At 55.5% G+C, this 11,181-nt stretch carries 7 protein-coding genes; 4 read left to right on the top strand and 3 right to left on the bottom strand.

Annotation, left to right across the window (positions count from 1 at the left end):
- Positions 1-24: 24 nt before the first annotated feature.
- The 3 genes from EP25_RS0100620 to uvrA form a co-directional block, all read right to left on the bottom strand.
- Positions 25-483: a pilin gene (locus EP25_RS0100620; protein WP_031432135.1), complete on the bottom strand. Its 459-nt coding sequence runs from the start codon at positions 481-483 to the stop codon at positions 25-27.
- Positions 484-872: 389 nt separating this feature from the next.
- Positions 873-1,637, bottom strand: coding sequence for a hydroxyacylglutathione hydrolase (gene gloB, locus EP25_RS0100630; protein ID WP_031432136.1), 765 nt, complete (start codon positions 1,635-1,637; stop codon positions 873-875).
- A gap of 245 nt (positions 1,638-1,882) precedes the next feature.
- Positions 1,883-4,699, bottom strand: coding sequence for an excinuclease ABC subunit UvrA (gene uvrA / locus EP25_RS0100635; RefSeq protein WP_031432137.1), 2,817 nt, complete (start codon positions 4,697-4,699; stop codon positions 1,883-1,885).
- Positions 4,700-4,918: 219 nt separating this feature from the next.
- On the opposite strand from uvrA, the gene EP25_RS0100640 reads away from it, so the two are divergent.
- From EP25_RS0100640 to ssb, 4 genes are all read left to right on the top strand, one after another.
- Complete coding sequence (locus EP25_RS0100640; protein ID WP_031432138.1) at positions 4,919-6,004, top strand: efflux RND transporter periplasmic adaptor subunit; 1,086 nt, start codon at positions 4,919-4,921, stop codon at positions 6,002-6,004.
- Between the two features lie 9 nt (positions 6,005-6,013).
- Entirely contained in the window at positions 6,014-9,190 is a 3,177-nt protein-coding gene (locus tag EP25_RS0100645) for an efflux RND transporter permease subunit (RefSeq protein WP_051906304.1), read from the top strand.
- Positions 9,191-9,274: 84 nt separating this feature from the next.
- On the top strand, positions 9,275-10,636 hold the full coding sequence (locus tag EP25_RS0100650; RefSeq protein WP_031432140.1) for an MFS transporter: 1,362 nt from the start codon (positions 9,275-9,277) through the stop codon (positions 10,634-10,636).
- A 15-nt stretch (positions 10,637-10,651) separates the two neighbouring features.
- Positions 10,652-11,128 carry a single-stranded DNA-binding protein gene (ssb, locus tag EP25_RS0100655; RefSeq protein ID WP_031432141.1) on the top strand — a complete coding sequence of 159 codons (477 nt, stop codon included), beginning with the start codon at positions 10,652-10,654 and terminating at the stop codon, positions 11,126-11,128.
- Positions 11,129-11,181: the final 53 nt, after the last annotated feature.

An 11,181-nucleotide genomic window follows, 5' to 3' on the forward strand; every position in this document is an offset into this window, starting at 1 on the left:
TATCAATTTAGGTTAAACAAATTATTAAGATTGTATTGCGCCTTTCACGAATTTTACACAGCCTGCAGAACCAGTATTCGGTATCCAGGTAATGACACCTGTTCCTGAACCTGGTTCTGGCGTTAATTTAATAGTACAACCGCCTAGGTTATTTGTACCGCCATCTGCGATCGAAATCGAAGCATCCCCGCCTCCAGTAATTGATACAGTGGCGCTTTCGACTGCAGAACCTGAAGGCACGCTGGTAATCCCATAGGAATTGAGCTCTCCTATAGTATCGCATGAACCCTGAGCGGCCCCATGATCGTTTAGACATTCTCCGATTGCCAGTTTAAGGGCGGAAACACCGCTAACGGCTTTGGACCATTTTGCTCTCGTCATATAATCCTGATAAGCCGGGATCGCGATGGATGCCAGGATACCGATGATCGCGACGACGATCATCAATTCGATGAGGGTGAAACCCTGTTGTGTTTTTTTCATGGTATTTACCTTTTGTTTGTGGATGAAGTAAGTTCGATAGGATTACAGCAGAAGACGTGCCAACTTATATTTATTAGACGAAAATTCGTTGGCTGGGTTTTTGTTTTGGCGGAAAAACAAAAGGTTATAGTTTTATTTTGTGTTCGATGAAAAATCGGCTGGGTTGCTGGAACGGAAAAAATAAAAAGATATTGCTGGATGACTTGCTTAATTTTGCCAGCAACTGACAAATTTTGTCAGTTGGATGGGTAACGATGTAGCCCGGATGCAGCTCAGCGGAATCCGGAAATGGCGTAGCTCCGAATCTACGGGTGAACCCCCAACGGGGTGAATCAAAGCGGGGTTTGCTTTGTTCCGCGTACCTTAAAGACTATGAATATCTTCATCTGTCAAAATCGGTCCTTCAATTGTCTAATGCGGGCGAACACATCGACCGGTTCTTGGTCCAGCATGCCCAGCGTTTCCTGCACGGCCACACACTGTTCCCTTAGAAACGGGTTGGTCGAGAGTTCCTGGGAGAGGGTTGAGGGAACGGTCGGTTGGTTGCGGGCGACTAAGGTGGCTACTTCTTCCAGCCGGCGTTGCAGGGCCGGGTTGTCGGCTTCGATGGTCAGGGCAAAGTTGCCGTTGGCCTTGGTGTATTCGTGGGCGCAGTAAATACGGGTCGATTCGGGGAGGGCCTTGATCAATTGCAATGAGTTCCACATCTGCTCGGCGGTACCTTCGAACAGGCGGCCGCAGCCCAGCGAGAATAGCGTATCGCCGCAAAACAAGGCCTTGCTGCTCTCGCAGTAATAGACGATATGGCCGTTGGTATGGCCGGGAGTGGCGAATATCTCGAATGTTTCTTCGCCCAAATTGATTTTATCCCCATGTTCGACGGTTCTATCGATGCCTGGAATGCGGTGCTTATCGAAAGCTGAAGCGATGATTCGGCAGCCGGTTTGCTGTTTCAATTCTAGATTGCCGCCGATATGGTCGTGGTGGTGATGTGTGTTAAAAATGTAATTCAGCCGCCAGCCTTTATCATTCAATGCGTCAAGCACTGGGCCGGCAAGGGATGGGTCGACGACTGCTGTCTGGTTCCCGATGGGTTCGTGCAGTATATAGATGTAGTTGTCGTTGAGAACCGGGAGCTGGACGATTTCTAACATGGAGAATGCCTATGAGGAGCTTGTCGCTGGGATGTTACTTGGCGTTTATTATAAACGAAGATTAGTTTGTCGGTAGGGTGCATAAGCGAAGCGCCATGCACCTGAAATTTTAATATTTACGTTTTGAAGGATGGCGCTGCGCTTATCCGTCCTGCGTCTACCCATCTGACAGGGTCGTAGGATGGTGAGGCACGAACCGCATCGGTCCCGAATTCCATGGTAAGCTTCGGCAACTCCGGCGTATGTTAGGTAAAAAAGCGTTTCAGATAAACGCCGGTATGCGACGCAGGATGTTCGGTAATTTGTTTAGGCGTGCCTTCGGCGACCAGCGTGCCGCCGCCGATACCGCCCTCGGGCCCCATGTCGACGATCCAATCGGCGGTTTTGATCACGTCCAGATTGTGCTCGATGATGATGACCGTGTTACCGTGGTCCCTTAGCGTATGCAGCACCGTCAACAGCTGTTTGATGTCATGGAAATGCAGGCCGGTGGTCGGTTCGTCCAGAATGTATAAAGTCTTGCCGGTATCGCGTTTGGATAGTTCCTTGGCCAGTTTTACCCGTTGTGCCTCGCCCCCCGATAGCGTGATCGCGTTTTGCCCCAGCGTGATATAACTTAGGCCGACGTCGATCAGCGTTTGCAGCTTCCTCGCCAGCACCGGCACGGCGCTGAAAAACTGGGCGGCGTCCTCCACCGTCATGTCCAGCACTTCATTGATGGTTTTGCCCTTGTAGCGGATCTCCAGCGTTTCCCGGTTGTAACGCTTGCCGTTGCAAACGTCGCAAGGCACGAAAATATCCGGTAAAAAGTGCATTTCCACCTTGATCACGCCGTCGCCCTTGCAGGCCTCGCAGCGGCCGCCCTTGACATTGAAACTGAAGCGTCCCGGCGTGTAGCCGCGCGAACGGGATTCCGGCGTGGCCGAAAACAATTCCCGAATCGGCGTGAAGATGCCGGTATACGTGGCGGGGTTGGACCGCGGGGTGCGGCCGATCGGGCTTTGGTTGATGTCGACGACCTTGTCGAAATGCTCCAGGCCGTCGATTGCATCGCATGGCGCGGGAATACAGCCCGCTTTGTTGATCAGGCGCGCGGCATGGCAATAAAGGGTATCGTTGATCAGCGTCGATTTACCGGAGCCGGACACGCCGGTCACGCAGGTCATCAGGCCCACCGGAAAGGAGATGTCGACATTTTTCAGGTTATTGCCGTGGGCATTGCGGATGGTGATTTGTTTGTCCGGATCAGGGGCCGTCAATGTTTGAGGCACGTTGATTTCGTTGATGCCGGATAGATATTGGCCGGTCAACGAGGCAGGGGTCCGCATGATTTGTTCGGGCGTGCCTTGGGCGATGATCTGGCCGCCGTGCACGCCGGCGCCGGGACCGATATCGACGATGTGGTCGGCGGAACGGATGGCGTCCTCGTCATGTTCGACGACGATGACGGTATTACCTAGATCTCGCAAACGGAACAGGGTGTTCAGCAGGCGCTGGTTGTCGCGCTGGTGCAGGCCGATCGAGGGCTCGTCCAGGACATACATGACGCCGACCAGGCCGGCGCCGATCTGGCTGGCCAGGCGGATGCGCTGCGCCTCGCCGCCGGAAAGCGTGTCGGCGCTGCGATCCAGGGTCAGATAATCGAGACCGACATTGATCAGAAATTCCAGGCGTTCCTGAATTTCCTTGTTGATCTTGGCCGCCACTTCGCCGCGATGGCCAGGAATCTGCAATTGTTTGAAGAATTCCGAAGCCTGTCTGATCGGCAGAGCGGTCAATTGATGCAGGGGTTGGTCGGCGATGAAAACATGGCGCGCCGCCTTGTTCAGACGGGCGCCGTTGCATTGCGAACAAGGCTTTTGCGACAAGTATTTGGCCAATTCGTCGCGGACCATTTGCGAATCGGTTTCATGGTAACGCCGATCCATGTTGGCGATGATGCCTTCGAACGGATGGCGGCGAGTGGTCGCTTTGCCCGAACCGCCGAAGAAGCGGAAGCCGATCTCCTCGTTGCCGCTGCCGTAGAGAATGATGTTTTGGATTTTTTCCGGAATGTCCGCGAACGGCGCTTCGGGGTCGAAGTCGTAATGATCGGCCAGCGCGCAAATGATCTGGTAGTAATAGGCGTTGCGCCGGTCCCAGCCACGGATGGCGCCGCCGGCCAGGCTGATTTCGGGATTGTGGATGATCAGCTGGGGATCGAAATGCTGGCGCACGCCGAGGCCGTCGCAACCGGGGCAGGCGCCTTTGGGGTTGTTGAAGGAAAAGATACGCGGTTCCAGCTCGGTCAGGCTGTAGCCGCATTGCGCGCAGGCATAGCGTTCGGAAAACACGATTTCCCGATCGTCGTCCATCGAGGCGGCGATGGCGATGCCGTCGGCGATGCGCAGCGCGGTCTCGAACGATTCGGCCAGACGCAGCGTGAGGTCCTCGCGGATTTTGAAGCGGTCGACGATGACTTCGATGGTATGTTTCTTTTTCAGGTCCAGCGCCGGCGGTTCGTCCAAATCGTAGATTTCCCCGTCGATCCGGGCCCGAATAAAGCCTTGCGCCTTTAAATCGTCCAGCAATTGCAGATGTTCGCCCTTACGCTCATTGACCACCGGCGCCAGCAGCATCCAGCGCTCGCCTTCCGGCTGCGCCAACACCTGGTCCACCATTTGGCTGATGGTTTGCGCTTCCAGGGAAATGCCGTGTTCCGGGCAACGGGGAATGCCGGCGCGGGCATAGAGCAAACGCAAATAATCGTAGATCTCGGTGATCGTGCCGACCGTCGAGCGGGGATTGTGCGAGGTCGATTTTTGTTCGATGGAAATGGCCGGCGACAGGCCCTCGATATGATCGACATCCGGTTTTTCCATCATCGACAGGAATTGCCGGGCATAGGCGGACAGCGATTCGACGTAGCGTCTTTGCCCTTCAGCATAAATGGTATCGAATGCCAGCGACGACTTTCCCGAACCCGACAGGCCGGTGATGACGATGAGCGAATCGCGGGGCAGGTCCAGGTCGATGTTTTTCAGGTTATGCGTTCTTGCGCCCCGAATGCTGATGGTATCCATTGAACAAGGTCCGACAAATTAAACAACCCTATACTATACGATCGATCAGACTTTAACGTCCAGCCGGATGCTTGATTGCAGTATAAGGCCGCCTCGGATCATTGCCGAAATTTGAAGTCCGATAAGTATAGCTACTGTCCAACTAATTTATTTTGCCGGTGCCGTTAGTGGCTAAGGTAAAATAAAACGATGTCTTGTTTGCTTTGTCGAGGATGTTTTTTGCACAGTTTTCGTTTCATTACTAAGGTTTTATTGATTTTGCCGCTTTTTTACCCTTTTTTATTAAGCGCGGCCGAAAAAGCGGTGCCGGTTCGCGTCGCCACGGTCAGGGAAAAAGCCCTGCTGCAGCGATTTTCCTTGCCTGGAGAAATCACTACGCAAAGGCTGTCGCGTTTGTCTTCGCAAGTCGATGCGATGGTGGTCGAGGTCACCGTGGAAGAGGGCGATCACGTTAAGCAAGGCGATGTCCTGATCCGCTTGGACGATGAATTGACGCGTTTGGATCTGTTGCGTTCGGCCGCGGCCTTGGAGGAAGCTAAAGCCCAGTTGCAGGAAAGCAAGCGCCAACGGGCCGAGTTTTCCAGGTTGGTCGGGGAGAAATTCATCGCCAATACGTCGTACGAAGCTTCCGAATCCAAAGTCCGTATCAATGCCGCGGTCGTCAAGCGCTTGCAAGTGGAAAAGCAACGCTACCAGGCCTTGTTGGAGCGTCATGTCATCAAGGCGCCTTTCGCCGGCGTGATCAGTGAAAAACTGGTCGAGGTCGGGCAATGGGTCAAGGTGGATACCCGGGTTCTGACTTTGGTCGATGACCGCAATCTGCGCGTCGAGGTCGATGTGCCGCAACGCTATTTCCCGCAGCTTAATTCAGATACGGTCGTCGAAATCATCCCCGACCCTTTGCCGGAAGAGTCGTTGTCGGCGAAGGTGACTCGCGTCATCCCGGTCGCCAACCCCACATCGCATAATTTTCCCCTTCATATCGACATTGAAAACGAGTCTTTGCCCTTGACTCCGGGCATGTCGGTCAGGGTCAAGTTACAACCGGAAAATCAGCGAAAACAAGCGGTTTTGTTGTTGCCGCGGGATGCGATCGTCAAGCAGCCCGATAACAGCGATAGTGTTTGGCTGGTCAAGCAGCGGGACGACGGTTTGCGCGCGCAACGCGTCGAGGTCACGACCGGGCAGGTCGTCGATAACCAGATCGAAATCGTTGACGGCCAGGTTGCCGAAGGCGACCGGGTCGTGGTGCGCGGCAACGAGATTTTAAAACCCCAGCAATTGGTCCGGATCATTCCCCGATAAGCAAGCCGTATGTTTCAATTCGTCATCAAGAACGGCGTCATCGTCACCGTCGCCATCCTGATCATCTGTCTTTTCGGCGGCCTGGCCATTTTCCGCGTGCCGATCCAAATGATTCCCGATCTCGATGTCAGGGCGATCAGTATTAAAACAGACTGGCCCGGCGCCACGCCGCAGGACGTGGAGAAGGAAATCATCATCGAGCAGGAGGAATACCTGCGTTCGATTCCGGGGTTGGAACGGATTATTTCCACCGCCTCGACCGGCGCCGCCGAGATCGAGATGGAGTTCGGCCACGGCGCCGACATCAATGAAGTGCTGATCCGGGTCAACAATGCGTTGTCGCAGGTGCCGTCCTATCCGGAGAACGTCGACGAACCGCGCATCCTGACCACCTCCATCTCCAGCAACGCTTTCATGTATTTCCGCATCCAGCCGTTGCCGGGCAATCCGTTGGGGATCGACATGGAAATCATGCACGATTTCGTCAAGGATCAGGTCACGCCGCGGTTGGAACGAATACCCGGCGTGTCGCAGGCCGACACCTGGGGCGGCAGCGAACGGCAGATTCAAATCTATCTGGACCCGGCCAAACTGGCGGAGCGCCATATCACCGTCGAGGAATTCAAGCAGGCCGTCAGGCAACGCAACCGCGACGTCTCGGGCGGCGACCTGGACAGCGGCAAACGCCGCTATTTGCTGAGGACGACAGGGCGGTTTCAGTCGCTGGAAGACATCGAAAACATGGTCATCGCCCGCCGTAACGATACTTCGGTGCATTTGCACGATATCGGCCATGTCGAACTGGACCGATTCGAGACTCGGGTCAAGTCATTCGCCAACGGCCGGCCCAATATCACGGTCGGCATCCGCCGCGAAATCGGCGCCAACGTCATCGAGATCATGGACGGCGTGATGGCCGAGGTGGAGGAGCTGAACCAGACCCTGCTGCGAAACCAAGGACTGCAGATGGAGCTGACCAGCGAAGACGTGCAATACGTTCGTCGCGCCGTCGCCGTGGTGCAGCAGAATTTATTATTGGGTGCGTTGCTGGCTTCGGCCGTGCTGTATTTGTTTTTACGCTCGTTTTCCGCGACGTTGCTGGGTGCCAGCGGAATTCCGGTCTGTACCATCGCCGCCTTCATCGGCTTGCTGCTGATGGGGCGTACCATTAACGTCATTTCCTTGGCCGGGGTCGCCTTCGCCATCGGCATGACCCTCGATAACAGCATCGTCGTATTGGAAAACATCTATCGCCATTTGCATCTGGGCAAGGGGCGGGAGCAAGCGGCCCTGGAAGGCGTGCGCGAAGTCTGGCCGGCGGTGCTGGCGTCGACCCTGACGACGGTGTTCGTTTTTATTCCGATCGTCTATATTACCCAAGAAGCGGGGCAACTGTATTCCGACATCGCCATCGCCATCGCCGCCTCGATCATCGTCTCGATGCTGGTGGCGATCACGGTGATTCCGTCGGCCTGCAGCCGCTATTTGACCTCGCCGGGTGTTAGGTCCGGCCACAGCGCCGGGCAACGGGTCGCCGCTTCCATCATCGCTTTCATCGACTGGATTTTGCACAGTCTCACCCGCCGCTTGGTGGCGATAGGACTGATCTTGTCGCTCACGACCGTGATTATCTTCGCCTTGATGCCGAAGGCGGAATATCTGCCGGAAGGCGAAGAGGCCAAGACCTTTTCCTTCATGTTCGCGCCGCCCGGCTATAACCTCGACGAGGTCATGAGCGTGGTCGAACCGATGCACGATTTTTTGCTGCCGTATCTTGACGACCGGCCGGAACAATTCGCGCGCGGGGAAACGCCGGTGCCGGCGCTGCAGTTCATCGTCACCTATGCCCGGCCGCAGTCGATTCTGTTCATCATCGAAACCAAAGACCGCAACCAGATCGATGATCTGATCAAGGTCTTGTCGGAGAGATACACGCAGATCCCCGGCATGGTGTCGTTTTCCTCGCGAGGCTCCATTTTTGCCAGCAACCTGGGCGGCACCCGCAGCATCAACCTGGACATCAGCGGCCCCGAGCTGGCGCCGTTGTTCGCCACCGGTTTCAAGGCCTTCATGGGCGCCAAGCAGATCTTCGACCAGCCGCAGGTTCGCCCGCAACCGGCCAGCCTGACGATGGGGCAGCCGTTGCTGGAAATAGAGCCGGACTGGGAGCGTGCCGCGGAACTCGGTTTTACCGCCGAGGAATTGGGTTATTTGATCTGGGCTTTCAGCGACGGTGCTTATATCGACGAGTTTTTCCTCGGCGACGACAAGATCGATATGTTTTTGTACAGCGCGAAAGGCGCGGTCAAAACGCCGGAAGACCTGAACGATTTGGCGTTGTATTCGCCGTCCGGCAATTTAGTGACGCTGGGCAGCGTCGCGCGCATCAAGGAAAGCGTCAATACCGAAACGATCCGCCGGGTCGACGGCGAACGCACCGTGACGTTGTCGATCATTCCGCCGCGCGAGATCCCTTTGGAACAGGCGGTGGAAACGGTCAAACGGGACTTGATCGAGCGCATGCAATCGAGTGGGCAGATACCGGCCGGCGTGTCGCTGCGCATCAGCGGCGCCAGCGATTTGCTGCAGGCGACCCGCGACGCCTTGGCCGATAATTTCATCGTCGCCGTGCTGATTTCCTATTTGCTGATGGTCGCCATTTTCAGGCACTGGGGTTATCCGTTGATCATCATGACCACCGTTCCGCTTGGCATCAGCGGGGGTATCGCCGGCCTGTGGCTGTTCAATTGGGGGGGCGGCTTGCTGGAAAATTTCGGCGTGGAGGCGGTGCGGCAGCCGTTCGATATGTTGACGATGCTGGGCTTCCTGATTCTGATCGGCACGGTGGTCAACAATCCGATCCTGCTGGTCGAACAGGCCCGTAACAATCACTACGAGCTGGGCATGCAGCCGTTGGCGGCGATCATCGACAGCGTCAAGTTGCGTTTGCGGCCGATCATCATGTCCAGCGTAACGACCATACTGGGCTTGTCGCCGTTGGTGTTCTTGCCCGGCGAGGGCACCGAATTGTACCGCGGCATCGGCATCATCGTGCTGTTCGGTATTCTGTTTTCCACGCTGATTACGTTGGTTTTCATTCCGGTGTTGCTGAGTTTTATTTTTCAATTCAGGAACTTGGTGAAATCGTTTCGGCGCGAAACGAACAATTCCGCGCGGACGGATTAAAACAAAGATTGTTATAATAACGAACCCTTACCCAGCCATACGAAGAGGTCAGATTTGAGTCAGTTACAGGATATAACGAGTCCAATGACGCCGATGGAAAAACGGGCAACCTTGTCGCTCGCCAGCATTTATGCCTTGCGCATGCTGGGCCTGTTCATGATTTTGCCGGTGTTGTCGTTGTTCGCCGAGCAAATGGAGGGTGCGACGCCGTTGCTGATCGGTTTGTCGATCAGTATTTACGGGCTATCGCAGGCCGTGTTGCAAATTCCCTTCGGTTTGTTGTCCGACCGCTTCGGCCGCAAGAAAATCATCGTCGTCGGCTTGATCTTGTTCGCCGCCGGCAGCATGGTCGCGGCCGTGTCGACATCCATCTACGGCATATTGATCGGCCGCGCCTTGCAGGGGAGCGGCGCGATCGCGGCGGCCATCATGGCCTTGGTCGCCGATCTGACCCAGGAAGTCCATCGCACCAAGGCCATGGCCATGATCGGCGCCAGTATCGGCATCTCCTTCGGAGTGGCGCTGACGCTGGGGCCGGTCTTGGCCCATTATTTCGGCGTGCCCAGCATTTTTTGGCTGACCGCGGGTTTATCGGTGCTGGCGATTTTCGTCGTGATGTTCGTCGTGCCCAATCCGAAAAAAATCATCACTCACCGCGATGCCGAGCTGATTCCGTCGCAATTCGGTAGAGTCATCAGCAATCTCGATTTGCTGCGCCTGGATTACGGCATATTCGTGCTGCATTTGATCCTGACCGCCAGTTTCGTCGTGGTTCCATTATTGATGCGCGATGCAGGGTTGTTGCCGGGCAGGCATTGGCTGGTTTATTTGCCGATATTGGTGACCTCGATGGCGGTAATGATCCCGTTTATCATCCTGGCCGAGAAAAAACGCCAGATGAAAAAAGTCTTCATCGGCGCGATCATGGCTCTGGTCGTCGCCGATCTCGGCCTGATGTGGCTGCATGAAGATCTGATCGGTTTGATCGGCTTTCTGTGGCTGTTTTTCTGCGGTTTCAATTTATTGGAGGCCACCTTGCCGTCGTTGATCTCGAAAACGGCGCCGGCCGACATGAAGGGGACGGCGATGGGCGCTTATTCCAGTTCGCAATTTTTCGGCGCCTTTCTTGGCGGCGCCTGCGGCGGCTGGTTGTATGGCGAATACGGTGCGACGGCGGTGTTTTTGTTCGCCGCCGCATTGGCGGGCAGTTGGGCGTTGGTGGCTTTATTCATGAAACCGCCGCGCTACCTGGCCAACATGTTATTGTCGCTGGATGCCATCGGCGGCGATCGGGCCGACGAGTTCACCCGGCAATTAATAGCCGTTCGCGGCGTGGAAGAAGTCAGGTTGCATTTCGAGGAAAACGCGGCTTATTTAAAAGTCGACAATTCCATTCTGAACAAAGAAGAGTTGCAACGTTTATTGGTACAATGGAGCCAAATTTAAAATACGGAGTCAAAAATGCTTAATAAAGTCATGTTAATCGGTAATCTGGGCGCCGACCCGGAAGTCAGGTATATGCCCAGCGGCGGCGCGGTTACCAACATCAGTTTGGCGACCACGCGGCGCTGGAAGGACCGCCAGTCGGGTGAACGCAAGGAACAAACGGAATGGCATCGGGTGGTTTTCTTCAACCGCCTGGCCGAGATTGCCGGCGAGTATCTGCGCAAGGGCAGCCAGGTTTATGTGGAAGGCCGGCTGCAAACGCGCAAATGGCAGGACCAGAATGGCCAGGACCGCTACTCCACCGAAATCGTGGCCGAAGACATGCAGATGCTCGGCAGCCGCAGCGGCGGCACCGCCAACTTCGGCGACAGTTCCCAACAAGGCGGGTATGCGCCGTCCGCCCCCCAATCGGCTCCGGCTCAGCAACAACCGTCCGGCAATAATCCGCCGCCGGCAGCCTATGATGATTTCGACGACGATATTCCCTTCTAACCATTTTCGCTAAGTCTTTAGAAGTTAAGAAAAACCACCCGAAGGGGTGGTTT

This window comes from Methylomarinum vadi (assembly GCF_000733935.1).
GTDB lineage: Bacteria > Pseudomonadota > Gammaproteobacteria > Methylococcales > Methylomonadaceae > Methylomarinum > Methylomarinum vadi.